General features: G+C 70.9%; 21 protein-coding genes and 1 pseudogene. 11 read left to right on the forward strand and 11 right to left on the reverse strand.

Features of this window, described 5'->3' with window-relative positions:
- Positions 1–19 precede the first annotated feature (19 nt).
- A complete protein-coding gene (locus tag ACFWN1_RS06710) occupies positions 20–1,045 on the forward strand; it encodes an ATP-dependent 6-phosphofructokinase (RefSeq protein WP_384358909.1) in 1,026 nt (341 codons plus the stop codon).
- A 27-nt stretch (positions 1,046–1,072) separates the two neighbouring features.
- On the opposite strand, the gene ACFWN1_RS06715 is transcribed toward ACFWN1_RS06710, so the two are convergent.
- Both ACFWN1_RS06715 and ACFWN1_RS06720 read right to left on the reverse strand, forming a co-directional pair.
- Positions 1,073–1,783 carry a response regulator gene (locus ACFWN1_RS06715; RefSeq protein ID WP_384358911.1) on the reverse strand — a complete coding sequence of 237 codons (711 nt, stop codon included), beginning with the start codon at positions 1,781–1,783 and terminating at the stop codon, positions 1,073–1,075.
- Positions 1,780–3,417 carry an ATP-binding protein gene (locus ACFWN1_RS06720; RefSeq protein WP_384358913.1) on the reverse strand — a complete coding sequence of 546 codons (1,638 nt, stop codon included), beginning with the start codon at positions 3,415–3,417 and terminating at the stop codon, positions 1,780–1,782. The genes ACFWN1_RS06715 and ACFWN1_RS06720 overlap by 4 nt, the downstream gene beginning before the upstream one ends.
- Before the next feature lie 136 nt (positions 3,418–3,553).
- Here ACFWN1_RS06720 and ACFWN1_RS06725 point away from each other — a divergent pair, with 136 nt between their 5' ends.
- Complete coding sequence (locus ACFWN1_RS06725) at positions 3,554–4,957, forward strand: cation:dicarboxylate symporter family transporter (RefSeq protein WP_384358915.1); 1,404 nt, start codon at positions 3,554–3,556, stop codon at positions 4,955–4,957.
- 67 nt (positions 4,958–5,024) lie between these two features.
- Here ACFWN1_RS06725 and ACFWN1_RS06730 read toward each other — a convergent pair whose 3' ends face one another.
- Positions 5,025–5,648: a TetR/AcrR family transcriptional regulator gene (locus ACFWN1_RS06730; protein WP_384358917.1), complete on the reverse strand. Its 624-nt coding sequence runs from the start codon at positions 5,646–5,648 to the stop codon at positions 5,025–5,027.
- Between the two features lie 169 nt (positions 5,649–5,817).
- On the opposite strand from ACFWN1_RS06730, the gene ACFWN1_RS06735 reads away from it, so the two are divergent.
- Positions 5,818–7,509, forward strand: a complete 1,692-nt coding sequence (locus tag ACFWN1_RS06735; RefSeq protein ID WP_384358919.1) for an MFS transporter — start codon at positions 5,818–5,820, stop codon at positions 7,507–7,509.
- A 248-nt stretch (positions 7,510–7,757) separates the two neighbouring features.
- Here the strand turns inward: ACFWN1_RS06735 and ACFWN1_RS06740 are convergent, their stop codons facing one another.
- Genes ACFWN1_RS06740 through ACFWN1_RS06750 form a run of 3 tightly spaced genes read right to left on the reverse strand, consistent with a single transcriptional unit; the run spans position 7,758 to position 9,049 of the window.
- On the reverse strand, positions 7,758–8,573 hold the full coding sequence (locus ACFWN1_RS06740; protein ID WP_384358921.1) for a hypothetical protein: 816 nt from the start codon (positions 8,571–8,573) through the stop codon (positions 7,758–7,760).
- A 51-nt stretch (positions 8,574–8,624) separates the two neighbouring features.
- Entirely contained in the window at positions 8,625–8,849 is a 225-nt protein-coding gene (locus tag ACFWN1_RS06745) for a hypothetical protein (protein WP_384358923.1), read from the reverse strand.
- Positions 8,846–9,049, reverse strand: a complete 204-nt coding sequence (locus ACFWN1_RS06750) for a hypothetical protein (RefSeq protein ID WP_384358925.1) — start codon at positions 9,047–9,049, stop codon at positions 8,846–8,848. The genes ACFWN1_RS06745 and ACFWN1_RS06750 overlap by 4 nt, the downstream gene beginning before the upstream one ends.
- A 174-nt stretch (positions 9,050–9,223) precedes the next feature.
- On the opposite strand from ACFWN1_RS06750, the gene ACFWN1_RS06755 reads away from it, so the two are divergent.
- From ACFWN1_RS06755 to ACFWN1_RS06770, 4 genes are all read left to right on the forward strand, one after another.
- Positions 9,224–9,457 (forward strand): hypothetical protein, encoded by a 234-nt coding sequence (locus tag ACFWN1_RS06755; RefSeq protein ID WP_384358927.1) that lies wholly within the window; start codon positions 9,224–9,226, stop codon positions 9,455–9,457.
- A complete protein-coding gene (locus ACFWN1_RS06760; protein WP_384358929.1) occupies positions 9,438–9,962 on the forward strand; it encodes a DUF6879 family protein in 525 nt (174 codons plus the stop codon). The genes ACFWN1_RS06755 and ACFWN1_RS06760 overlap by 20 nt, the downstream gene beginning before the upstream one ends.
- A gap of 11 nt (positions 9,963–9,973) precedes the next feature.
- A complete protein-coding gene (locus ACFWN1_RS06765) occupies positions 9,974–10,825 on the forward strand; it encodes a helix-turn-helix domain-containing protein (protein ID WP_384358931.1) in 852 nt (283 codons plus the stop codon).
- 361 nt (positions 10,826–11,186) lie between these two features.
- The gene (locus tag ACFWN1_RS06770; protein WP_384358933.1) at positions 11,187–14,321 is read left to right on the forward strand and encodes a Tn3 family transposase; all 3,135 of its coding nucleotides are present in this window, start codon (positions 11,187–11,189) and stop codon (positions 14,319–14,321) included.
- Positions 14,322–14,348: 27 nt separating this feature from the next.
- Here the strand turns inward: ACFWN1_RS06770 and ACFWN1_RS06775 are convergent, their stop codons facing one another.
- Entirely contained in the window at positions 14,349–15,446 is a 1,098-nt protein-coding gene (locus ACFWN1_RS06775) for a MerR family DNA-binding transcriptional regulator (protein WP_384358949.1), read from the reverse strand.
- Between the two features lie 259 nt (positions 15,447–15,705).
- On the opposite strand from ACFWN1_RS06775, the gene ACFWN1_RS06780 reads away from it, so the two are divergent.
- Entirely contained in the window at positions 15,706–16,734 is a 1,029-nt protein-coding gene (locus tag ACFWN1_RS06780; RefSeq protein ID WP_384358935.1) for a recombinase family protein, read from the forward strand.
- A gap of 30 nt (positions 16,735–16,764) precedes the next feature.
- On the opposite strand, the pseudogene ACFWN1_RS06785 reads toward ACFWN1_RS06780, so the two are convergent.
- Positions 16,765–17,671: pseudogene (locus tag ACFWN1_RS06785) on the reverse strand (IS1380 family transposase).
- Between the two features lie 443 nt (positions 17,672–18,114).
- Between ACFWN1_RS06785 and ACFWN1_RS06790 the strand changes: the two are divergent.
- From ACFWN1_RS06790 to ACFWN1_RS06800, 3 genes are all read left to right on the forward strand, one after another.
- Complete coding sequence (locus ACFWN1_RS06790; RefSeq protein WP_384358937.1) at positions 18,115–18,543, forward strand: MerR family transcriptional regulator; 429 nt, start codon at positions 18,115–18,117, stop codon at positions 18,541–18,543.
- A complete protein-coding gene (locus tag ACFWN1_RS06795; protein ID WP_384358939.1) occupies positions 18,540–18,872 on the forward strand; it encodes a thioredoxin family protein in 333 nt (110 codons plus the stop codon). Before ACFWN1_RS06790 ends, ACFWN1_RS06795 begins: the two co-directional genes overlap by 4 nt.
- A gap of 133 nt (positions 18,873–19,005) precedes the next feature.
- Positions 19,006–21,279, forward strand: coding sequence for a HelD family protein (locus ACFWN1_RS06800; RefSeq protein ID WP_384358941.1), 2,274 nt, complete (start codon positions 19,006–19,008; stop codon positions 21,277–21,279).
- A gap of 49 nt (positions 21,280–21,328) precedes the next feature.
- On the opposite strand, the gene glgB is transcribed toward ACFWN1_RS06800, so the two are convergent.
- The 3 genes from glgB to ACFWN1_RS06815 form a co-directional block, all read right to left on the reverse strand.
- Complete coding sequence (gene glgB, locus ACFWN1_RS06805; RefSeq protein WP_384358951.1) at positions 21,329–23,548, reverse strand: 1,4-alpha-glucan branching enzyme; 2,220 nt, start codon at positions 23,546–23,548, stop codon at positions 21,329–21,331.
- A 179-nt stretch (positions 23,549–23,727) separates the two neighbouring features.
- Positions 23,728–25,122 (reverse strand): maltokinase, encoded by a 1,395-nt coding sequence (locus ACFWN1_RS06810; RefSeq protein WP_384358943.1) that lies wholly within the window; start codon positions 25,120–25,122, stop codon positions 23,728–23,730.
- A 95-nt stretch (positions 25,123–25,217) separates the two neighbouring features.
- Positions 25,218–25,574 (reverse strand): alpha-glucosidase C-terminal domain-containing protein (locus tag ACFWN1_RS06815; RefSeq protein ID WP_384358945.1); only part of this gene is annotated, 357 nt, incomplete at its 5' end.

A 25,574-nucleotide genomic window follows, 5' to 3' on the forward strand; every position in this document is an offset into this window, starting at 1 on the left:
GGGCAGGAGACGTGGCACGATGCGCATCGGAGTTCTCACCGCAGGCGGCGACTGCCCCGGCCTGAACGCCGTCATCCGGTCGGTCGTGCACCGCGCCGTGGCGCACTACGGCGACGAGGTCATCGGCTTCGAGGACGGCTACCGGGGGCTGCTCGACAGCCACTACCGCTCCCTGGACCTGGACGCGGTCAGCGGCATCCTGGCGCTCGGCGGCACCATCCTCGGTTCCTCCCGCCTGGAGCGCGACCGGCTGCGCGAGGCGTGCGAACGGGCCACCGACATGGCCGAGGAGTTCGGCATCGACGCGCTGATCCCGATCGGCGGCGAGGGCACCCTGACGGCCGCCCGCATGCTGTCCGACGCGGGCCTGCCGGTCGTCGGTGTGCCGAAGACCATCGACAACGACATCTCCGGCACCGACCGCACCTTCGGCTTCGACACCGCCGTGGGCGTGGCCACCGAGGCGATGGACCGCCTCAAGACGACCGCCGAGTCCCACCAGCGGGTCATGGTGGTCGAGGTCATGGGCCGGCACGCGGGCTGGATCGCGCTGGAGTCCGGCATGGCCGCCGGCGCCCACGGCATCTGCCTGCCCGAGCGCCCCTTCGACCCGGCCGACCTGATGAAGATGGTCGAGGAACGGTTCGCGCGCGGCAAGAAGTTCGCCGTGATCTGCGTCGCCGAGGGCGCCCACCCGCTCGACGGCACGATGGACTACGGCAAGGGCGACATCGACCAGTTCGGCCACGAGCGCTTCCAGGGCATCGGCACCGCCCTCGCCTACGAGCTGGAGCGCCGCCTCGGCAAGGAGGCCCGCCCGGTCATCCTCGGCCACATCCAGCGCGGCGGCACCCCCACCGCCTACGACCGCGTCCTCGCCACCCGCTTCGGCTGGCACGCCGTGGAGGCCGCCCACCGGGGCGAGTTCGGCGGCATGACCGCGCTGCGCGGCACCGACATCGCGATGGTCCCGCTGGCGGAGGCGGTGACCGAGCTGAAGACGGTCCCGCTCTCCCGGATGGACGAGGCGGAGTCGGTCTTCTAGGGCCGGACAGGCCCTGGCGGGCCCGCCTCAGCGCCCCCGCCCCCGTCCCTCCTCCTCGGACAGCCAGCGGTAGATCAGTTCCGGGCGGCCCACCTGGCCGTACTGGGGGCTGCGGGCCGCTCTGGCGACGGTGACCAGGTGTTCCAGGTACCGGCGGGCCGTGATCCGGGAGATGCCCACGGATTCGGCGACGCCCGCCGCGGTGAGGCCGGCGGGGGAGTGCCGGAGGGCCGCCGTGACGCGCTGCAGGGTCGGCGCGCTCAGCCCCTTGGGGAGGGCGGCCGGCGCGGGGGTGCGCAGGGCGGCCAACGCCCGGTCGACCTCTTCCTGGCCGCTCGCCTCGCCCGCCGCCGCGTGGTACTCGGCGTAACGCAGCAGGCGGTCGCGGAGGGTGGCGAAGGTGAAGGGCTTCAGCACGTACTGGACGACGCCCAGCGAGACGCCCTCCCGGACCACCGCCAGGTCGCGGGCCGAGGTCACCGCTATGACGTCCGCCTGATGGCCCGCCGCGCGCAGGGAGCGGGCCAGCTGGAGTCCGTGCACGTCGGGGAGGTGCAGGTCGAGCAGGAGGAGGTCGACCGGGGTGCGGTCCAGGACCCGGCGGGCGGCGGCCCCGGTGCCCGCCCGGCCGACGGCCGTGAAGCCCGGCACCCGGCCGACGTAGAGCACATGCGCGTCCGCCGCCACGGGGTCGTCCTCGACGACCAGGACACGGATGGGCGGCTGCTCGGGGGTCATACGCCGCCTCCCGGCGCCGGGGCGGCACCCGTCCTGGCGGGCGGTCGCAGCGGCAGCCGGGCCTCGAACACCGCGCCGCCGCCCGCCGCCTCGGTCACCGTCAGCGTGCCGGTGAGCCGGGTGACCGCCTGCCGGGCCAGCGCCAGCCCCAGACCCCGGCCGCCCGGACCGGCCGGCTTGGTGGTGAAGCCGCGCCGGAACACCAGGTCCGCGTGGGCCGGGTCGACACCGGGCCCGGTGTCCGCCACCCGCAGCAGCAGCGCCTCCCCGATCGCGTACGCCGTCACCGTGACCCGCGCCCCCGCGCTGCCCTGCGCCGCGTCCACCGCGTTGTCGGTCAGGTTGCCCAGGATGGTGACGAGGTCGCGCACCGCGAGGTCCGCCGGGAGCACGCCGTCGTCCAGCCGGCTCTCGGGCGAGACGACCAGCTCCACGCCCCGCTCGTGCGCCTGCGCGGTCTTGCCCAGCAGCAGCGCCGCCAGTACGGGTTCGCCGACCGCCGCCACCACCTGGTCGGTGAGCGTCTGGGCCAGCTCCAGTTCGGCCGTGGCGAACTCCACCGCCTCCTCCGCCCTCCCCAGCTCGATCAGCGACACCACGGTGTGCAGCCGGTTGGCCGCCTCGTGCGCCTGGGACCGCAACGCCTGACTGAACCCGCGCTCGGAGTCCAACTCACCGGTCAGTGACTGGAGTTCGGTCACGTCCCGGAGCGTGACGACCGTACCCCGGTGCTCCCCGCCGGACACGGGTGAGGTGTTGACCACCAGGACGCGGGAGGCGGTGAGATGCACCTCGTCCACCCGGGGCTCGGACGACAGCAGCGCCCCGGTGAGCGGCCCCGGCAGCCCCAGCTCCGCGGCCGAGCGGCCGACGACGTCGCCGACGACCCCAAGCAGCTCCCGTCCGCCGTCGTTGATCAGCGCCACCCGACAGCCCCCGTCCAGCATCAGCAGCCCCTCGCGCACCGCGTGCAGCGCCGCCTGATGGTAGTCGTGCATCCGGCTCAGCTCGGCCGCGTTCATCCCGTGGGTGTGCCGCCGCAGCCGCGCGTTGATGACGTACGTGCCCAACGCGCCCAGCAGCAGCGCCGCGCCCGCCACCCCGAGCAGCGCCGTCACCTGGTCCTGGACCCGCGCGCTGATCGCCTCCACCTTGATCCCGGCGCTGACCAGCCCCACCACCCGGCCCCCGTCCGTCACCGGGGTCACCGCGCGCACGGAGGGGCCCAGCGTGCCGGTGTACGTCTCGGTGAAGGTGTGCCCCCGCAGGGCGGGGCCGGTCCGGCCGAGGAAGCGCCGGCCTATCTCGTCCCGGGTCGGATGGGTCCAGCGGATGCCCGCCGGGTCCATGATCGTGACGAAGTCGACGTCGGCGTCCCGCATCACCTGGAGCGCGTACGGCTCCAGCTCGGCCGAGGGGTCCGGGGTGCGGATCGCCGCGCGGACCGAGGGGGCGTCCGCGATGGACCGGGCCACCGCCGTGACCTGACGCACCGCCGCGTCCCGGGCCTGGCGCTGGTCGTTGACGTAGGTGAACAGCGCGTACCCGGCCACCACCACCGCGACCAGCACCGCCTGCATGGTGAACAACTGGCCCGCCAGGCTGCGGGGTCGGGGGAGGGCGGGGGCGCGCATGCCAGCAGTCTGCCGGTCCGTCCGGGCGTGAACTCGATGACGTGAACTCAATGAACGGAAGGGTGACCGCGCTCACACGGCGGGAGATAGTCTCCGCGATCCCCCGCAACGCCCGGACGTGAGTCGCACGCCGGTCATGCCGACGAAGACGTCAAGGAGAGCAGTCGTGGCCGCCAGCACCCCCGGTACGGCACCAGCCGCCCCCGCCGTGAAGCGGGACCGGACCCATTACCTGTACATCGCCGTCATCGCGGCGGTCGCGCTCGGCATCGCCGTGGGCCTGATCTGGCCCGACGCGGGCGTGGAACTGAAGCCGCTCGGCACCGGGTTCGTGAACCTGATCAAGATGATGATCTCGCCGATCATCTTCTGCACGATCGTGCTCGGTATCGGCTCGGTGCGGAAGGCCGCGAAGGTCGGCGCGGTCGGCGGTATCGCGCTCGGCTACTTCACCGTGATGTCGCTGGTGGCGCTCGCCATCGGCCTCGTTGTCGGCAACGTCCTGCACCCCGGCGAGGGCCTGCACCTGACCGAAGCGCTCCGCCACACCGGGCACGCGCAGGTCGCCGGCGACGCGCTGCCCCCGGTCGACTTCGTGCTGTCGATCATCCCGGTCACCTTCGTGTCCGCCTTCACCGAGGGCCAGGTCCTGCAGACCCTGCTGGTCGCGCTGCTGGCCGGGTTCGCGCTCCAGGCGATGGGCGCGGCCGGGCAGCCGGTGCTGCGGGGCATCGAGCACATCCAGCGGCTGGTCTTCCGCATCCTGGCCATGGTCATGTGGGCAGCACCCCTCGGCGCCTTCGGCGCGATAGCGGCCGTCGTCGGCTCGGCCGGCCTGGACGCGCTGAAGAGCCTCGCCGTGCTGATGCTCGGCTTCTACGTCACCTGTGTGCTGTTCGTCTTCGTGGTGCTCGGCACGCTGCTGCGGATCGTCGCCGGGCTGAACATCCTCCTGCTGCTGAAGTACCTCGCCCGCGAGTTCCTGCTGATCCTGTCCACGTCGTCCTCGGAGTCCGCGCTGCCGAGGCTCATCGCCAAGCTGGAGCACCTCGGCGTCAGCAAGGCGGTCGTGGGCATCACCGTGCCGACCGGGTACTCCTTCAACCTCGACGGCACCATGATCTACATGACCATGGCGTCCCTGTACATCGCGGACGCGCTGGGCACCCCGATGTCCCTCGGCGAGCAGATCCCGCTGCTGCTCTTCCTGCTGCTGGCGTCCAAGGGCGCGGCCGGGGTCAGCGGCGCCGGTCTCGCCACCCTCGCCGGCGGTCTCCAGTCGCACAAGCCGGCGCTGGTCGACGGCATCGGCCTGATCGTCGGCATCGACCGCTTCATGAGCGAGGCGCGCGCCCTGACCAACTTCGCGGGCAACTCGGTCGCCACCGTGCTGATCGGTACGTGGACGAAGGAGATCGACTCGGAGCGGGTACGCCGGGTGCTCGCGGGAGAGCTGCCGTTCGACGAGACGACGTCGCTGGACGAGGAGCGGCCGCCTTCGGCCGAGGAGGAGGGCGGGAAGGAACTCGCCAGGGCGTGAGCCCGTAGCGGGTCCTCCGACCCCGGCCGCCCGACCCCGCCTGAACCGGGGCCGGGCGGCCGGTCCTTCACTCCGTACGGCCCGCCCGTGCCACCAACTCCGTTGCCGCACCGACCGGTACGCCCGCCGCCGTGAGCGCGGTGACCGCCGCAGCGCGGCCCGCCTCCTCGGGCGGGAGCAGACCCTCGTTCACCGACTCCATGACCGCGAAGAGCAGTTGCTCATGTACGAAGGCCAGCGCGGCGGCGGACAGTGGTGAGCTGAACACCCCTTCGTCGAGCCCGCGTTGGAGCACCCGTGTCTTCTCCTCGCGCAGCGGGGCGAGGCGGTCGCGGATGCCCTGGACGGTGACCGTGCGCTGGGCGAGGGCGATCAGCAGGCGGTAGCGGTCGGCGATCTCCCACACCGCGAGCACCGAGCGGGCCACCGACTCCGCCGGCCCGCCCTCGTCGACGCGGGCCCACACGTCCGCGTCGGTCAGCACCCGCACCGCCTCGTCCACGAGCGTGCCGATCAGCGCCTCCCGGCTCGGGAAGTGCCCGTACACCGTGCGCCGTACGACACCCGCCGCGCGCGCGATCTGGTCCATCGAGGCGTCCGGGTCGCGCAGCAGCTCGGTGAGGGCGACATCGAGGATGTGGCGCCTGTTGGCGTCGGCGCGGCTGGTGTTACCCGTGGTCATGGCAGTCATTGTGCACACCTTCTCGACTTGCACGTCACTGTGCAAGACCGTACATTGCACATCGTTGTGCAATTGCACGCCGCTGTGCAAGTTTCTGACTGCGCAGGTGTCTGTCCGTGCGCGCACCTTGCCGCGCACGTACCTGTCATGCCCGCTTCGAGGAAGGTCAGCCGCTGTCATGCGACTCGTCATGAACGAACCGGTCGAGAGGATGGAGCGCCCCTACGCCCGGCGCTGGTGGGCGCTGCTCGTGCTCTGTCTCAGCCTGCTGATCATCGTGATGGCCAACACCGCCCTCACGGTCGCCGCGCCCGACATGACCCGCGACCTCGGGCTGTCCAGCGCCGACCTCCAGTGGGTCATCGACGGCTACACCGTCCCGTACGCGGCGCTGATGCTGCTGCTCGGCGCGATCGGCGACAAGTACAGCCGGCGCGGGGCGCTCGTCCTCGGTCTCGTCGTCTTCGGCGGCGGCGGGGTGTTCGGCAACCTCGCGGACTCCTCGGCCACGGTCATCGCGGCCCGCGCGGTCATGGGCGTCGGCGCGGCGCTCATCATGCCCGCGACGCTCTCGCTGCTCGCGGCGACCTTCCCGCGCGCCGAGCGGGTCAAGGCGATCACCCTGTGGACGGCCACGGCCGGCCTCGCCATCGCCGCCGGCCCGGTCCTGGCGGGCGCGCTGCTGCGCGACCACGGCTGGGCCTCGACGTTCCTCATCAACGTGCCGGTCGCCGCCGTGGCGATCGTGGGCGCGCTGGTCCTCGTACCGCCGTCCAGGGCGGGCCACCACGAGCGCATCGACTACGTCGGCGGGCTGCTGTCGGTGCTGTGGATCGCCGCGCTCGTGTACATGATCATCGAGGGCCCGCACTTCGGTTGGGGCATCAGGGCGGTGACGGCGGCGGTGGTCGCGGGCCTGGGCCTGATCGCCTTCGTCCTGTGGGAACTGCGGCACCCGCGCCCGGTCCTGGACGTACGCCGCTTCGCCGACCGCCGCTTCGCGGGCTCCAACCTCGCGGTCGCCCTGTTCTTCCTGGCCGTCTTCGGCGCGTTCTACTACCTCACCCAGCACCTCCAGTTCGTCCTCGGCTACGACGCCCTGGAGACCGGCGTACGCATGCTGCCGCTGGCCGGCGCCGTCTTCGCCGGCTCCGCCCTGACCGGCTGTCTCACCCCGCGTGTCGGCATGCGCTGGACGGTCGGCGCGGGCATGGTCGCCGGCACGGTGGCGCTGGCGCTGCTGACGCGGGTCGACGCGGGCTCGACGTACGCCGACTTCGTCCCCTCCCTGGTCGTCCTGGGCCTCGCCATCGGCCTCGCCCTGTCCCCCTGCACCGACGCGATCATGGGCGCCTTCCCGGAGTCCGAACTCGGCGTGGGCGGCGCGGTCAACGACACGTCCCTCGAACTCGGCGGCTCCCTCGGCATCGCGATCCTGGGCTCGCTGCTGGCGACGTCGTACGACGACCACCTGACGTCGGCGACGAAGGGGTCCGGCCTCCCGGCCGACGCCCTCACCACGGCGCAGGACTCGGTGGGCGCCGGGTACGCGGTGGCCCAGGCCATCGGCGAGAAGGCCCACTCCCTCGCCGCGAAGGCGGCCGGGGCGGGGGACCCGCAGCAGGCGGCCCAACTGAAGCAGCAGGCGTCGTCCCTGGCGACGGGCGCGCAGCGGATGGCGGAGGCCGTGGGGGCGTCGTTCTCGGACGCGGTGGCCCGTACGAGCCTGATCGGGGCGGTGATCCTGGGGATCGGGACGCTCGTGGTGGCGGTGCTGCTGCCGGGGCGGGAAACGGTGCCTCTGGCGGAGGTCCCCGAGAAGGCGGCCGAGGTTCCGGAGGAGACCCCGGCCGAGGCGACCGCCAACTGACATCGGCTAACGTGCCGCTCCGAGGCTTGACGGAGCGGCACGTTAGCATGTGCGCCCGGCGGAGGAGGGGGGAGGACGGGTGGGGATCACCGTCCCGCGGACCGACATCGATAGCCTGGCCGACACCTGGGACGACATGGGACGGCTGACGCGGCGTTGGCTTCTCAAAGTCCCGAGGGAAGCGAGCGGCACATCTGAGCGGGAGACTTGTGAGGTGGTCGCGCCGGAGTCAACGCCGGACGGCTCGCTCAGCTTGCCAGATGTTTCAGGAAGTCCACCACGAACTTCTCCACGTCCTGTTTGCTGCTGACGTCACGCACATCGATGCGGTCAATCTGCCTGACCCCTGCGTTCCGAAGAAGCCGTTCGCGACTTTGATCGTCCGAGCGTCGACCCTTGTGATGGGGGCCGTCGATCTCGATCGCACCGACCCGACCGCGATAAGTGATCAGGAAGTCGGGTTCGAATGTGTGCTTCCGGACGCGTAGGGCCCCAAGGGGCGCGATTCCGATCGTGTCGTTGTCCGGCAGCTTCACCTGGTGTTCCTTCAGGACTTGGTACACACCGTGCTCCCACTCATTCGTGAAGTGGAGCCCGTCCTCCACGGGATGCTGTGGCTCTGTACGCACGCGCCGCGCCTGATTGGTGGGACGCGGGCCGCCGACCGCCTTGAGCTGCTTCCTCCAGTCAAGTCCCACGCTCGGGAGGATCGGGCGTACAAAGAGGCCCTTGATCTCAAACTTGTCCTTGCGTGTGGCAGCCCGCATCTCTCCCTCGATCCGGTCAAGGCTCTCCTGGGTGAACTGTGGGACGAGATGAGGCTCCACTTCCAGGTACGCGTCGTAGAAATCCACGCCCCAGTCCGTTTCGCTGTACTCCAGGTCCAGCGTCACAAGCTCAGCGAGCATGGCGGCCAACTCAGAGGCCTTGGCGTCTCCCTCTTGATGAAGGAGGATCGCAGTGGTGCCGAGTACTTTCTCGCTACGAAGTCGGTGAACCTCGTCAGCACTCATACCGTCGGAGTTGGCCAGCATGTCGTCCAGAGAGCGCAGCGCATCGGGCATGCGACTGATTGTCGCACCGCACACCGACAGTCGGGTTTGATCTCAGGTGAGTTAGGAAGGGCTGGAGGCCCGGATGGCTTCCGCGATCCGCTCGGCGGCCTCGGCGCGCACCATGCCCAGGTGCACGTACGGCTTGCCGCTATGGGTCACCATTGGGCGCACGCTGCCCCAGACACTTTCCGGAAGCCCCAGATCGACCAAGGCTGCCTTGATGGCGTCCGCCGCGTTCGAGGCCGCTCTATTGCCGTCCCGGTATGTTTGCATGTCCGTCGTCACCGGTGGCCTCCGGAGTGATCGCGGATGTTCGTGGCGTGCTTGGCGGCCAGGTCGATGTCTCCAGTCGCCTCGGTGGCCTTGAGGCTCTGCCATTCGGTCTGGCACGTCGCACAGTCGGCAACCGGCGCGCAGTCCAGCAACCATGCGTTGAAGCCCATCGGCAGGTCTACCGGCGGCCCCTGAGTCGTCTTGTGGCGCATCGCGTCTCCCCGGAGTTGTGACAACCGCCTGACGACGGTAGAGCGCGGGCAAGCAGCCGGTCCAAGAAGTTGCACGTGGTTGCACGTGCCCCCTGAGCAGCCTTGACGCCCGAGCCGGAACGCCCTGAGGCTGCGGGCAACCAATCGCAACCCAGCTCGACTTGAGGAGGGGCTATGCGTCTACGGTTCGTCGGGAAAGACCCTGAGTCCGGAGATCACGGCTGCCCGGCCGTGTGGGTGGACGAGGAGAGGAAGGAACTCGTCATTCAGGGCGTGACAGCCGACGCCGACACGACCACCCGGACCCTCCAGGACAGCCCGCTCCCGGCGCACGAGAGCGTGGTACGGCTGCCGCAGCGCATGATTCCGTTGCTGAGGGAGGCACTTGATGGCGCAGAGCCTGAGTAACTTCACCGACTTGATCCGGTCGGCCGAGCGGTCCGCCGTTCATCTCGAGATGCGCGACGTGTACGCCATCCCTGACGAGGACGAACGCTTTGTGGCCTGGCGACAGGGCAACCGACTGGATCCGGACGACCGTAAGTCCTGGTGGCGCCCCTGGCTCGATGTCGTTCAGGAGATCACCGCCAAGGGCGTCCGCCTGCGCCGCGCCCGCATCGTGAGCGAACCGCCGAGCGAGTACATCCGCTACGAGCACTCGTTCACCTTCACCAACATCGCGGCGGGCGAGGAAATCCGCTGGCTCCCGCGCCGACTTGCCTCGGGGCTCTCCCTGCCGGGCAACGACTTCTGGCTGTTCGACGGAAGGCTCGTTCAGTTCAACATTTTCGATGGTGAGGGGCATTGGGTCCACACCGATCAAACCGATGATCAAGCAATAGCCGGCCTCTGCTCGGACGCTTTCGAAGCCGTCTGGGAACGAGCCATCCCGCACGACAAGTACAGGGCCTGACAAGCAAGTTCATGCCCGAAACACCACTCTCCACCGCCCAGGCCGCCCGTGAGACCATCGCTTCCCGTCTGGACGGGATACGGCGGGACGCCGGGCTCACCGGGCATGAGCTGGCCGTGCGGTGCGGCTGGCACAAGTCGAAGGCCTCCCGCATCGCACGCGCCAAGACGGCCCCCTCCGACTCTGACATTCGGGCGTGGTGTGAAGCCTGCGGAGCGCCGGGGCAGGCGGCTGACCTGATCGCCGCGTCCCGAACCGCCAAATCCATGTACGTCCAGTGGCGACAGATCCACCGGGACGGGATGCGGCGGGTACACGAGAGCACCGTCCCGCTGTACGAGCGGACGACTCACTTCCGGGTCTACGCGTCCAACGTCCTGCCCGGAATGCTCCAGACCTCCGGGTACGCAACGGGGATTCTGCGGTCCATCACGGCCTTCCAAGGCACCCCTGACGACGTGGCCGACGCCGTACAGGCCCGGCTGGCCCGCTCCCGTGTTGTCTACGAGGGCAACCACCGCTTCGCCCTGCTGGTCGAAGAGGCCGTTCTTCGCTACCGGGTCTGCGACGGGCCCGAGCTGGTCGCACAGCTCCGGTACCTGCAAGAGGTCATGGGCAGGCAGAACGTGTCTCTGGGGATCATCCCGTTCGGGGCTCGGCGTACCGTATGGCCGTTGGAAGCCTTCTACACCTTCGATGAGGCCCAAGTGGCCGTGAAAACCCTGACGGCCGAGGTGAACATCACCGCACCCAGTGAAGTGCACACCTACCTGAAGGCGTTCGCGGAGCTGTCCCGGATCGCCGTTTACGGGGCGACTGCACGTGACCTCATAGCGAAGGCGCTGAACGCAGTTCTCTCCTAGCCTCGATCTTGCATGGCGGTTCGCCGTCGGAGTCGGTGGACCGTTTTGGGTTGTGGGGGTGAGGGCGGGCAGCTCGACGGCCCGGTTGTCGTGCCGGGTGGGCGCCGGGTTCCACTGCTCCGGGTGGGGTGGTGCTGCTCGTCGGGACGGGCGAACGTCTGGTCAGCCGGGGGTGGGGAGTGGGGCGAGCCGGTCGAGGGCAGCGGTGATGTGTCCGGTCCAGGGCCACGGGTGTGAGTAGTTGCGGTACAGGAAGTGCCGTTGAGATTGATCATGGTCGGCTAGCACATGGGATGTGCCTGCCGCTGGGGTTCGTGGAAAGGGCGCCGGGCGGCTGTTGGCCCTGGCTACGGTCCGGTTCGTGCCGGTGGAGTTTCTGACTGATGAGCAGGCCGAGGCGTACGGGACGTTCACCGAGGTGCCCACGCGCCCGGAGCTGGAGCGGTTCTTCTTCCTCGATGACGACGACCGCGACCTGATCGCGCTGCGGCGTACGAACGCGCACCGGCTGGGCATGGCGGTGCAGATCTGCACCGTCCGCTACATCGGCCGGTTCTTGGGCGACGATCCGCTGGCGGTGCCGTGGGAGGTCGTGGAGTACCTGGCCGGGCAGCTCGGCATCGAGGACGCCTCGTGCGTGAAGCGGTACCCCGAGCGGCGCAGGACTCCGTACGAGCACGCACAGGAGATCCAGGAGCGGTTCCAGTACGGCGACTTCACCGACCGGCGGTGGGGGCGGGAGTTTCGCGGGTTCCTGTACGGGCGGGCGTGGACGCATGCCGAGGGGCCGGTGGCTCTGTTCAACCACGCGGTGACGTGGCTGCGGAAGAACCGGGTGCTGCTGCCGGGGGTGTCGGTGCTGGCCCGGCAGGTGTCGGAGGCCCGTACGGCGGCCGAGCGGCGCCTGTACGAGGCGGTGGCCCGCGCCGCGCACCGAGCCGATCCCGCGCTCGCGCCGGCGCTGGCTGAACTGCTTGCGGTGCCGGAGGGCAAGCGGGTCTCGGAGCTGGAGCGGCTGCGCACGCCGCCGGTGAAGTCGACGGGCACCGCGATGGTCCGCGCGATGGAGCGGGTGGAGGAGATCTCCGCATTCGCGCTCGGGCGGGTGAACCTGTCGCGGGTGCCGGTGAACCGGCTGTCCACGCTGGCCCGGTACGGGCAGCTGAGCAAGGCGCAGACGATCGAGCGTGCGCCGGAGCCCCGGCGCACCGCGCTGCTGACGGCGGTGGTGCGGCAGTTGGAGGCGCAGGCGGTCGATGACGCCCTCGACCTGTTCGCGGTGCTGATGGCGAACCGGCTGATCAGCCCCGCCCGACGGGCCTCGGAGCGGGAGCGGCTGGCGATGCTGCCGCAGCTGGAGAAGGCGGCGCGCATCCTGGCGAAGGTGTCGAAGATCCTCACCGAGGAGCTGGACCTGGTCGCCGAGCACGACGCGGACCTGGACGTCGCCGCGCTGTGGGCGGCGGTTGAGGAGGCCGTGCCGCGTACGGCGGTGGCCAGGGCCGTCGCGACAGTGGAGGTCTTGGTGCCCGAGGACGACGGGTCGGCCGAGGCCGCGATGCGCGAGAAGCTCGGCCTGCGCTACAACACCGTGCGCCCGTTCCTGTCCCTGCTGGGCGAGTCGGAGGCGCTGGACGCGGCGCCGGCCGGGCGGCGCGTCCTGAAAGCGGTGCGCCGTCTGCCCGCGCTCTCGCGCCGCCGGGTCAAGGACCGGCCGCTGCTGTCCCGCGAGGTCGACGCCGACCTGGTGCCCGCGATGTGGCGCCGGGCGGTGTTCTCCAACCCCAAGCTGCCCCAGGGCGCAGTGGACCGGGACGCGTATGTGGTGTGCGTGCTGGAGCAGCTGCACCGCGCGCTGAACCGGCGTGACGTCTTCGCGGCCCCCTCGAACCGGTGGGCCGACCCGCGTGCCCGACTGCTGGACGGTCCGCGGTGGGATGCGATGCGCCCGGACGTGCTCGCGGGCCTGCCCCTGACCGAGGACGCGACCGAGCACCTGGCCCAGCTGACGCGCGGGCTGGATGCGGCATGGCGGCAGATGGCCGACCGCCTGGAAGAGGCTGGCGCCGACGCGAAAGTGGAGATCGTCGTCCCCGAGGGCGGGGGACGTGCCCGGCTGAGCGTGGACAAGCTCGGCGCGGAGGGCGAGCCGGAGTCGCTGACCTGGCTGAAGGCCACCACGGAGGCCATGCTGCCCAGGATCGACCTGCCGGACCTGCTGTTCGAGGTGCACTCCTGGACTTCGTTCCTCGACTTCTTCGAGCACGTCTCCGACCGGCGCACCCGCATGGAGGGCCTGCTCGTCTCCCTGATCGCCCTGCTGGTCTCCCAGAGCTGCAACATCGGCCTGACCCCGGTCATCGACCCGAACAGCAAGGCGCTGACCCGCTCGCGTCTCTCGCACGTCGACCAGAACTACGTGCGCGCCGACACCATCGCCGCGGCGAACGCCGCGCTGATCGGCGCGCAGTCCCGCATCGAGCTGGCCCAGATGTGGGGCGGCGGGCTGCTCGCCTCCGTCGACGGTCTGCGCTTCGTCGTCCCGGTCAAGAGCATCAACACCGGGCCCTCGCCCAAGTATTACGGCTACAAACGCGGCGTGACCTGGCTCAACGCCGTCAACGACCAGGTCGCCGGGATCGGCGCGATGGTCGTGCGCGGCACCCCGCGCGACAGCCTCTACACCCTGGACACCCTGCTGAACCTGGACGGCGGAGTGAAGCCGGAGATGGTGGCCACCGACAACGCCTCCTACTCCGACATGGCGTTCGGCCTGTACAAGATGCTCGGCTTCCGCTTCGCCCCGCGCTTCCGCGACCTGAACGACCAGCGGTTCTGGCGGGCCGATCTGCCCGACGGCGAGGAGCCGGCCGACGGGTACGGCCCGCTGGAAGACGTGGCCTGCAACAAGGTCAACCTCAAGCGGATCACCACGCACTGGCCGGACATGCTCCGGGTGGCCGGGTCACTCATCACCAACCAGGTGCGGGCCTACGACCTGCTGCGGATGTTCGGCCGCGAGGGGCACCCGACCCCGCTGGGGGCGGCGTTCGCCGAGTACGGGCGGATCGACAAGACCATACACCTGCTCGCCCTGATCGATCCCGTGGATGACACCTACCGGCGGCTGATGAACCGGCAGCTCACCGTCCAGGAGTCCCGCCACCGGCTCGCCCGCGCGATCTGCCACGGCGGCCGCGGCCAGATCCGCCAGGCGTATCGCGAGGGCCAGGAGGACCAGCTCGCCGCGCTCGGGCTGGTCCTCAACGCCGTGGTGCTGTGGAACACCCGCTACCTCGACGCCGCCGTGGCACAGCTGCGCGCCGAAGGCCACGAGATCAAGGACGAGGACGTCGCCCGGCTCTCCCCGCTCAAGGACCGGCACATCAACTTCCTGGGCCGCTACCTGTTCAACATCACCGCCAGCGCCCCCGGCCAGGGCCTGCGTCCCTTCCGCGACCCAGACGCGCCCGAGGACGGTGACGAGGAGGAGTGACCCGAGCCAGTCCGGACCGGTGCCCATTCAAGCTATGAGCAGGCGGAGGCCGAGGTCTGCCGTGTCGAGGTGGGTGAGGTCGCTGTTGCGCTCGGCCCACCGGCCGGAGTCGAGGTCGTCGCGGAGGCTTCGCACCGCCCGCTGCTCGGCATCCGGCCCGACCCTCGTCCACACCGACATCGCACGGCGGACGTGCTCCTCCAGATACGCCCCCGGTCTGCGCCAGTACGCCTCGAACAGGCCGTCAGTGCAGTCCCACGGGATAGGCACGGGCTCAGCGCGGGCGCCGATCGCGTCGGCCATCCCCGCAAGTGAGGGAAATTCTGCGAGGACGGTGGCGAACTCGGGCAGGTAGTCGCGGGTAAGCCAGAACCGGTCCTGCCATCCGGGCTCGTCGGTGTCGAACGTCAGCACCACCACGCGGCGGGCCACGCGCCGCATCTCGCGCAGCCCCGCTATCGGGTCCCCCCAGTGGTGAACAGTCGAGACGGCCATCGCGACGTCGAAGGAGTGGTCCTCGAACGGCAGGCTCTCCGCGGCGGCAGCCACGCACGGCGCCGAGCCGGCAGGCCGCTGACGCCGCATGACCTCCGACGGCTCCACCGCGGTCACCTCGCGATCAGCCGGCTCGTAGGAGCCGGTGCCGACACCGACATTCAGCACCGTCCGCGCGTCCCCGAGCGCGTCCAAGATCTGCGCTGCGATCCGCGGCTCGGTACGCCGCGTCGCCGTGTAAGCGCCGCCGATCGCGTCGTAAAGCCGTGCACCAAGCATTCCCAGTTGCTCCTCCGGTGTCACCATCAGTCCCCTCGCCCGTGCCTCAAGTTCCCTGTCAATGGCCGCCACCATGGCGTCAGCACGATCACGCCGCTCCACCAGCAGGCCACGCAGTCGGCGCAGGTGCGCGACCGCGTCGGCGGACGAGTCGCCGACCAGTTGCGCAACCTCCCGCAACCCGAAGCCCAGCCGCCGGTAGGCCAGCACTTCCCTCATCCGCTCGACGTCACCCGCCGAGTAGGCCCGGTAGCCACCTGGGGTCCGCGCCGACGGACGCACGAGCCCGATCTCGTCATAGTGATGCAGCGTGCGGACGCTCACGCCGGCCAGCTCGGCCACGCGCCCCACGGTCCAGTGATCTTCCACGGCACCGACTATGCAGCCTGACGTCACGTGAGGGTCAAGAGCCGCACTCATGACCCACGAGAGCCGACGCGGAGGCCATAGCTGCACGCCGCGTTACTATCAGAAACGGTCCTTTGCCCGAGCAAGACCAAAGACGGCGGCCTGGTGATCGCAAACCGGCGGTTCGGTTCGCAGAACTCGTTCTCACCCAAGGGTGGGTTCGGGGTACTTCTGGGAATCGTTTGTGACAGTCTCCGGTGCCATGACGGTCGCTCAAGAGGCTTCCACGAGCGACGCGGACGATGTCGAGCGCCACCCCTGCCCGCGCTGCCGGGCCGAGCCCGGCTCGCCGTGCCGCTCGCGCTCCGGGGCGGTCGCCGGTACGTACCACACCGGCCGCTTCACCAAGGTGCCCCGGTTCGCCAAGCTCCTGCGCGTGCCCACCCCCGCCGACCGCGGGCCCGGCCAGCCGTGGCGCCCCGGCACCCCGGTCCCGCTCGCCCTCGCGCCGGACACCCCGAGCGCCGACATCCGCATCGGGTACGCGCGCTGCTCGACGCTCACCCAGGAACTCCAGTCGCAGCTCGACGCGCTGGCCAAGCACGGCATCCCGCGCGACAAGGTGTTCTCCGAGAAGATCAGCACCCGCGTACGCGTCCGCCCGCAGTTCGAGGCCGCGCTCGCGCTCGCCCGGCAGATCAAGGCCCACGCCCCGCACTGCCGGGTCATCTTCACTGTGTACGAGATGAAGCGCCTCGGCCGCGACGCGGCCGAACTCACCGCGCTCGCCGACCACCTGACCGCCCACGGCTTGGTCCTGGAGATGCTCGCCGGGCCCCTGCCCGGCCTGTACGCCCCCAGCGGGCCGGGCCGTCTGCTGTTCGCGTTCTTCGCGGCGATGGCGGAGACCGAGCGGGAGAACATCCGGGAGTCGACCCTCGAAGGGCTCGACGCGGCGGCCCGCAAGGGCAAGCACGGCGGCCGACCACCCGTCATCACCGAGGACATGCTGCACACCGTGCTGCGGCGCCGGGCGAACGGCGAGTCGGTCGAGCAGATCCAGCCCGACCTGATCATCCCGACCGGCGCCCGCAAGGGCCGGGCCCCGAGCGTCGCGAGCGTCTACCGCGCGCTCGCTGAGCACGAGAAGCAGGAGGCGTACCCCGAAGCCGTCGCCCAGGCGCACGCCGACTTCGCCGACCTCCAGGACGCCGACGACATCCCCCGCCCCCGCCGAGTCCGCATCCGACGCCCGGACGACCCGCTCACCCCGACACCAGCCGAACCATGATCAATCTCAACGGCACTTCCTGTACCGCAACTACTCACACCCGGGCCAGTGCGCTGCGAGGCGCAGAATCCTGCGGTGGCCGGTGGTGACGAGCTGGGTGGCTGTGGTGAACAGGCGGAGGCGAAGGCGGCGGGGTTCCCGGAGCCGTGCTTTGCCGGCCAGGGCGAGTACGGGCATCCAGGCGAGCAGGTCGAGCGCGATCTGGACGATCTCCAGCCAGACCTGATGCTGTGCGGTGCTGTGAAGAGGCAGGTTGCGCAGGCCGGTGGCCCGGGGCGGCCCGGATCCGGTCCTCCGCGCGGGCCCGTAGCCGGTGACGGAGTTCGAGCTCGGCGACGGACCGGCCGGTGGTGTTGGTGGCGAAACAGGTGATCCGCATGCCGTGGGCGTCCGTGATCCTCAACTGAGCGCCGGGGTGCGGCCGTTCTTTACGGATGACGAGCCGCATGCCCTTGGGCCAGCCGTCGAGCGGGTGGCCAGCGTGTTCGGCGACCCGGACGCCGTCGCGGATCTCGCCGTCCTTCTCGACGGCCGGACTCCAGGCCGAGGCCGGGATCTTCAGCACCTGTCGGTGGATGGTGTCGGTGATGGTCATGCCGACCGAGTAGGACAGCCGCCGTCCCCGTTTCGCGAGCCACGCGACGAACTCGTGGGTGCCGTCGCCGGAGTCGGTGCGGATGAGGGTCTGCCGTCCTCGCCGGTACTTCTTCGGGATCTGGGTCAGGGCAAGGCGGGCGGTGGTGATGTGGTCGGCGGCCGTGTTCGAGCCGGCGTTGCCCGGCCGTAGCAGGGCGGCCACCGGCTCACCGGTCCCGCCCGTCCCGTGATCGACGAAGGCCGTCAGTGGGTGATGGCCGTGGGTCTTCTTCCAGGTCACGGCAGCGTCCTGCTTGTCGGAGTGCGCGATGACGAGCACCCCGTCGAGGTCCACGGTCACGTGCCCGCTCGCGTCCGGTGCCGCATCACCGGCCGGCCCCTGCGCTCACGCACGTCGGCGCGGGCGGTTCGGATTGGGGCAAGGGCCCTGTTGCCGCTTGCGGCAAGTGTGTCGATGAGGCGGGAGACAGTCGGGTCGGAGGCGACGGGCCCCAACCTTCGGCGATGGCAGGAACAAGGACCTCGGCAATCCTCATTTTTGCTGGTCAGAGGCACTTCTCGCTTACCTGGCCGCCTACTGGACACCGCACGTCGCGAAAGCGCGAGGGTAGCCTCCACGGGGCATCTCCGCCCCGGCCCTCCACTACCCATTTGGCGACGGCACCGATCCCGCTCCCTGGACCGCGGTCCAGGTGCTCTCCGACCATCTCCGGGCCGGTCCCTCCGCCTGACCGCCTTGACCGCCTTGCCATGACGTCCACGTCACCCCCTACCGTCGAGGACATGCGAATCGGTGAGCTGGCCGAGCGGGCCGGGACGACCGTGCGGGCGCTGCGGTACTACGAGACACGGGGGCTGCTGCCCGCGCGCCGGGACGCCAAGGGGCATCGGCGGTACGACGAGGGCGACCTCACGCTGCTGAGGCAGATCCGCACGCTGCGGGACTTCGGGTTCGAACTGGAGGAGACGCGGCCGTTCGTGGAGTGTCTGCGGGCCGGGCACCCGGAGGGGGACGCGTGCCCCGCCTCGCAGGCCGTGTACCGGCGCAAGCTGGACGAGCTGGACGCGCTCATCGGGCAGTTGGTGGCGGTGCGGGCGACGGTCGCGGGTCAGCTGCGGCGGGCCGAGGAGGCGCGGGCCGGGCTGGCCGCCGAGGCGCTGGTTCCGGGGGGTCCGGAACCCGGGTGCGAGCTGGGAGGGACGAGGACATGAGCGTGGTCAGCGGAGTGGACGAGGTCACGGACGCGGATTTCGAGGCGGAGGTACTGCGCTGCGAGCTGCCGGTACTGGTGCAGTTCACCGCCGACTGGTGCGGGCCCTGCCGGCAGCTCGCGCCGGTGCTGAAGGACATCGCCTCCGAGGAGGGCGACCGGCTGCGGGTGGTCCAGCTCGACGTGGACCGCAGTCCCGGCACCACCATCGCCTACGGGGTGCTCGCCACCCCCACCCTCCTGGTCTTCCAGGACGGTGAGCCCGTGCGCTCCATGGTGGGCGCCCGTCCGAAGCGGAAGCTGCTGGAGGAGCTGGCCGACCTGCTCTGAACAAGGCGCCGCAAGCGAAGAAATCCCCCGGGCATTGGCGCCCGGGGGATTTCTTTCGGTATATTGGACCGTTCACGACTTCTTTATGATGCTTGAGCGAAGAGGTCATGCGGAAGCTTGATGTGAACAGTGTATGCGGGCGGGAGTGGAATTGTCAAACACCGAATTTCCGGACGATGAATTGCGGTTCGAGCAGGAATTCATCGACGGACTCTACGAGCGCGTGGACGAACTGCGCGGCGACGCCGAGACCGGCGTCCAGGACGCCCTCGCCCAGGGCGACAAGCCCCAGCAGGCACGTCTGGAGCGGGACATCCTGGTCGCCGAGCGCTCCGGGCTGCTCGCCGCGCTGAACTCCGTCGACGGTTCGCTCTGCTTCGGCCGGATCGACCTCGCCGACGGCACCACCCACCACATCGGCCGTATCGGCCTGCGCCGCGAGGACGCCGAGCGCACCCCGGTCCTCATCGACTGGCGTGCCGACGTCGCCCGCCCCTTCTACGTGGCCACCGGGCATACCCCGATGGGCCTGCGCCGCCGCCGGCACATCACCAGCGACGGCCGTACCGTCACCGCGCTGCACGACGAGATCCTGGATCTCGGGGACGAGACCCGCACCGGACACGAGGACCCCACCGGCGACGCCGTCCTGCTCGCCGCGCTGAACACCGCGCGCACCGGCCGCATGAACGACATCGTGCGGACCATCCAGGCCGAGCAGGACGACATCATCCGGGCCCCGCACCGGGGCGTCATGGTGGTCGAGGGCGGTCCCGGCACCGGCAAGACCGCGGTCGCCCTGCACCGCGCCGCCTACCTGCTCTACGAGCACCGCGAACTGCTCGCCCGGCGCGCGGTACTGATCGTCGGCCCCAACCCCGCTTTCCTCGGCTACATCGGCGAGGTGCTGCCCTCGCTCGGTGAGACCGGCGTCCTGCTGGCCACGGTCGGAGAACTGTTCCCCGGGGTGAAGGCCACCGCCACCGACACCCCGGAGGCGGCCGTGGTCAAGGGCCGCGCCGGGATGGCCGACGTGCTCGCCGCCGTCGTCGCCGAGCGGCAGGCGCTGCCGGACCCGGTGATCGCCATCGAGCACGACCGCGAGGTGCTGATGCTCGACGAGGGCCTGGTCGCGACCGCCCGCGAACGCACCCGCGCGGCGGGGCTCCCGCACAACGCGGCCCGCGAGCACTTCGAGGGCCACATCCTGAACACCCTCACCGACCTGTACGCCGAACGCGTGGGCACCGACCCCTACGACGGCAGCAGCCTGCTGGACCCCTCCGACATCACCCAGATCCGCGACGAACTCGCCGAGAACCCCGAAGTCTGGTCCGCCATCGCCCAGTTGTGGCCCCGGATCACCCCCCGCCGCCTGCTCGCGGACTTCCTCGCGGAGCCGGACGGCCACCTCTCGCCGAAGGACGCAGACGCGGTACGCCGCCGTGTGACCCGTGCCTGGACCGTCGCGGACGTGCCCCTGCTGGACGAGGCCGCCGAACTCCTCGGCGAGGACGACCGGCTGGCCCGCGCCCGCGCCGACCGGGACCGGGAGACGCAGATCGCCTACGCGCAGGGCGTGCTGGACGTGTCGTACGCGTCCCGCACCTACGAGTTCGACGACAAGGAGGAGGACGACCCGGAGTCCTCCGAGGTGCTCTCCGCGCACGACATCATCGACGCCGAGCGGTTCGCGGAGCGACACGAGGAGGACGACCACCGCAGCGCCGCAGAGCGGGCGGCGGCCGACCGGACCTGGGCGTTCGGGCACATCATCGTGGACGAGGCGCAGGAGCTGTCCCCGATGGCGTGGCGGCTGCTGATGCGGCGCAGCCCGACCCGCTCGATGACCCTGGTCAGTGACCCGGTACAGACCGCCGATGCGGCCGGGGTCGGCTCCTGGTCGGACATCCTTCAGCCGTACGTCGAGGACCGCTGGGAGCACACCCGGCTCGGGGTCAACTACCGCACCCCGTCCGAGATCATGGACCTGGCGGCGGCCGTGGTCCGCGCCGAGCACCCCGACTTCGAGCCGCCCAGCTCGGTCCGCTCCACCGGCGTACGCCCCTGGGTGCGCGACGCCTCCGGCGACCTGCCCGGCGCGGTCGCCCAGGCCGTGGCCGAGCTGACCCCGGCCGAGGGGCGGCTCGCGGTCATCGCACCGCGCGCCCTGCACGACACCCTCGCCGCCCGGCTGGACGGCGTCACGGCGGGCGGCGAGCCCGACCTGACCCGGAACGTGGTCCTGCTCGACCCCCGCCAGTCCAAGGGCCTGGAATTCGACTCGGTCCTGGTCGTGGACCCCGCCGCCTACGGCACCAGCGACCTGTACGTGGCCCTCACCCGCGCCACTCAGCGCCTCGGCGTGCTGCACACGGGCGAGGTCCCGGCGGCGCTCAAGGGGTGACCGGGGTCCGTCCTGGGGCCGGCCGGCGGGCCCCCGGACGGTCGCGGTCTCAGGCCGGCCGCAGCCACACCGTCGCCAGTGGGGGCAGGGTCAGGCTGATGCTGGCCGGGCGGCCGTGCCAGGGCTGGGGTTCGGGCTTGACCGTGTCGTGGCCCGCGATGTCACTGCCGCCGTAGCGGGCGAGGTCGGTGTTGAGGGTCTCGTGCCAGGCGGGGACGTCGTCGGGGACGCCCAGGCGGTAGTCGTGGCGGGCCAGCGGGGAGAGGTTGGCGACGCACAGCAGCGGGCCGCCCTCGGCGTCGCGGCGCAGGAAGGCGAAGACGTTGTCCTCCGCCGCGTCCCCGACGATCCACTCGAACCCCGCCGGATCGGTGTCCCGCTCCCACAGGGCCGGGGTGGCGCGGTAGGCGGTGTTGAGGTCGCGGACCAGGTCGCGTACGCCCCGGTGCTCGGCCTCGGCACCGTAGGCCGGGTCGAGCAGCCACCAGTCCGGGCCGTGTGCCTCGGACCACTCGGCGCCCTGCGCGAACTCCTGCCCCATGAAGAGGAGTTGCTTGCCGGGGTGGGCCCACATGAAGCCCAGGTAGGCCCGGAGGTTGGCGCGCTGCTGCCACCAGTCGCCCGGCATCTTCGACACCAGCGACCGCTTGCCGTGCACCACCTCGTCATGGGAGATGGGCAGCACGTAGTTCTCGCTGTACGCGTACACCATGGAGAAGGTCATCTCGTGGTGGTGGTACTTGCGGTACACCGGCTCGTGGCTCAGGTAGTCCAGCGAGTCGTGCATCCAGCCCATGTTCCACTTCAGCCCGAAGCCCAGCCCGCCGAAGCCGCTCGGGCCCCGGTGGTGGGTCGGCCGGGTCACGCCGTCCCAGGCGGTGGACTCCTCGGCGACGGTGACCACGCCGGGGCAGCGCCGGTAGACGGTGGCGTTCATCTCCTGGAGGAAGGCGACCGCGTCCAGGTCCTCCCGGCCGCCGAACTCGTTCGGCGTCCACTGGCCGTCCTCGCGCGAGTAGTCGAGGTAGAGCATCGAGGCGACGGCGTCCACCCGGAGCCCGTCGATGTGGAACTCCTCGCACCAGTACACCGCGTTGGCGACGAGGAAGTTCCGCACCTCGCGCCGCCCGAAGTCGAACTCCAGCGTGCCCCAGTCCGGATGGGCGGCCCGCAGCGGATCGCCGTGCTCGTACAGCGGACGCCCGTCGAACTCGGCCAGCGCCCAGTCATCGCGCGGGAAATGGGCGGGCACCCAGTCCATCAGCACCCCGATGCCCGCCTGATGCAGCCTGTCCACCAGGTACTTGAAGTCGTCGGGGGTGCCGAGCCGGGCCGTCGGCGCGTAGAAACCGGTGACCTGATAGCCCCACGAGCCGCCGAAGGGATGCTCGGCCACCGGCATCAACTCGACGTGGGTGAAGCCGAGATCGGCGACATACGCGGGCAGTTGCTCGGCGAGCTGCCGGTAGGTCAGTCCCGGCCGCCAGGACGGCAGGTGCACCTCGTACACCGAGAACGGTGCCTCGTGCACCGGCCGGTCCGCGCGGTGGGCCAGCCACTCGGCGTCACCCCACTCGTGGTGCGAGACGTCCACGATCGAGGACGTGGCCGGCGGCACCTCCGTACGGCGGGCCATCGGGTCCGCGCGCAGGGTGTGCGAGCCGTCCGGGCGGGTGATCTCGAACTTGTACAGCTCACCCTCCCCGACCCCCGGCACGAACAGCTCCCACACCCCGGACGAGCCCAGCGAGCGCATCGGGAAACCGGTCGCGTCCCAGAAGTCGAAGCCGCCCGCGACCCGCACCCCGAGCGCGTTCGGCGCCCACACCGCGAAGCGGGTCCCGGTCACGCCCTGCCGGGTCAGCACGCGCGCCCCGAGCGCCCGCCACAGCTCCTCGTGCCGCCCCTCACCCAGCAGATGCAGGTCGAGCTCACCGAGCGCGGGCAGGAAGCGGTACGGGTCCTCCGTCTCGTGCACCGCGCCGTCGTAGGTGACCAGCAGCCGGTAGACCGCGACCTCGGTCAGCGGGAGCAGGCCGGAGAAGAAGCCCTCCCCGTCGTCGCGCAGTTCCGCCCGCACGTCCTCGAAGACGGCCGTGACCGCCTCCGCGTGGGGACGGAACACCCGCAACGCCACCCCGCCGGGCACCGGGTGGGCGCCCAGCACGGTGTGCGGGTCGTGATGGGTGCCCGCGAGCAGCCGCTCACGGTCGGCCGGGCCGAGGGCGGGGGAGACCGCGGGCACCTCGGGGGTGCGCGCCTGGGGGATCGCGGGCGCGTTCTCCGGCGCGTTCTCCGGGGGGTCCGCCTGCCTGCCGGGTTTCGCCCGGACCTGCTGCGCCGGGGCCGCCTGCGAGGACGTGGCCTGCTTCTTGCCGGACTTGCTCTTCGGGCCGGCTGACTTCTTGGGCGTCACGGACGAGTCTCCCGGTCGGGGTCAGGTCGGGGTCAGGTCGGGTCGGGCGTGGCGAGGCGGCGCACCGCCGACAGCGGGACCGACAGCCACTCGGGGCGGTGCCGTGCCTCGTAGACGACCTCGTAGATCGCCTTGTCGGTCTCGTACGCGCGCAGCATCACCGGGTCGGTCCGGGGGTCGCGACCGGTGACCTCGGCGTACCCGGTGCAGTAGGCGGCCCGGCAGGCGTGCGCCCAGTCGGGTGCCGGGGTCTTCGCGGAGTGGGCCGCGTAGTCGAAGGAGCGCAGCATGCCCGCGATGTCGCGCACCGCGGGCTGCGGCATGCGCCGTTCGGCCAGCGGGCGGGACGGCTCGCCCTCGAAGTCGATCAACGACCAGCCGCCGGACGGCGGACGCAGGCACTGGCCGAGGTGCAGATCGCCGTGCACCCGCTGCGCGGTCCAGGTCTGCCCCTCGCGGGCCAGGTCGGCCAGCGCCTCGAAGGCCGAGTGCAGCCCGTTCTCGTAGGGCCGCAGCGCGGGCACCGCCTGTACGGCCGCCGTCAGCCGTTCGGTCATGCCGGCCACCAGCAGCTCCAGTTGGGCATGGCCGAGGGTGACCGTCGGCAGGGCGCGGGCGAGGGCGGTGTGCACCTCGGCGGTGGCCCGGCCGAGCGCCCGCGCGTCGCCGGTGAAGTCCTCGCCCTTGGCCAGCTCGCGCAGCGCCAGGTCCCAGCCGTCGGTCGCGCCGTTCATGAAGGGCTGGAGCACCGCCAGGACGTACGGCTCGGTGTCCAGGTCCGCGCGCAGCCAGGCGACCGGCGCGGGCACCCGGGCGCAGCCCTCGCGGGCCAGTGCGAGCGGCAGCTCCAGGTCGGGGTTGACGCCGGCGGTGACCCGGCGCAGCAGCTTGAGTATGAACGTATCGCCGTACACCACCGAGGAGTTGGACTGCTCGGCGGTCATCAGCCTGGGCACCAGCTGGTCCCGGATCTCGTGCGCCGGGTCCCGCTCGAAGCTCAGCGCGCCGATCCGGGCCCCGGTGCGCAGGGCCTCCAGCAGCACTTCGGCGGGCCGGGGGTCGTACAGGGCGTCGTAGACCGTGCGCCCGTCGAGCGGGCCGTCCACGACATGGCCGATCAGCGCGGGCGCCAGCCGGGGGGGCAGCGCCTCGCGCACGCCTATCAGCAACTGATAGCAGTCACCGGGCTGCGGGAGAGCCCCGGGCGCCGGTGGTTGACGCACGCGCACGAGCAAGTGATAGAGACCCAGCCTTCCGTCCGGAGGCAGGAGTTCAGTGGCGGCCACCAGATCGAAACCGGTGACCGCGCGCCCCTTCCCGGCGAACCAGCGCTGCCGGGGCAGCCATTCGCGCAACAGGGGATCGAGAGATTCGAGCAGCTCGGCTGTGGTGCTTGACGTGCTGGAGGGGGTGACCGTTTCCGCCATGGGCGTCGCGTCCTTTCCCCGGTCGTCCGGGTGTTACTGAACGGTGCCCCGAGCGGGGCGGCGGAAACCGGCGGCCGCCGCCCCACCCGGCCGCACTACGCGGCGTCCTCGCGCAACCGGAACCAGTAGAAGCCGTGCCCCGCCAGCGTCAGCAGGTACGGCAGCTCGCCGACGGCCGGGAAGCGCACCCCGCCGAACAGCTCCACCGGATGCCGCCCGGTGAACCGGCGCAGATCCAGCTCGGTGGGCTGCGCGAACCGCGAGAAGTTGTGCACGCAGACCACGATGTCGTCCTCGTACACCCGCAGGAACGCGAGCACCGCCGGGTTGGAGGACGTCAGCTCGGTGTAGGAGCCGAGTCCGAAGGCGGGGTTCTGCTTGCGGATCTCGATCATGCGCCGGGTCCAGTGCAGGAGGCTGGACGGGGAGGACATGGAGGCTTCGACGTTGGT

Source organism: Streptomyces sp. NPDC058459 (assembly GCF_042721685.1).
Lineage (GTDB): Bacteria > Actinomycetota > Actinomycetes > Streptomycetales > Streptomycetaceae > Streptomyces.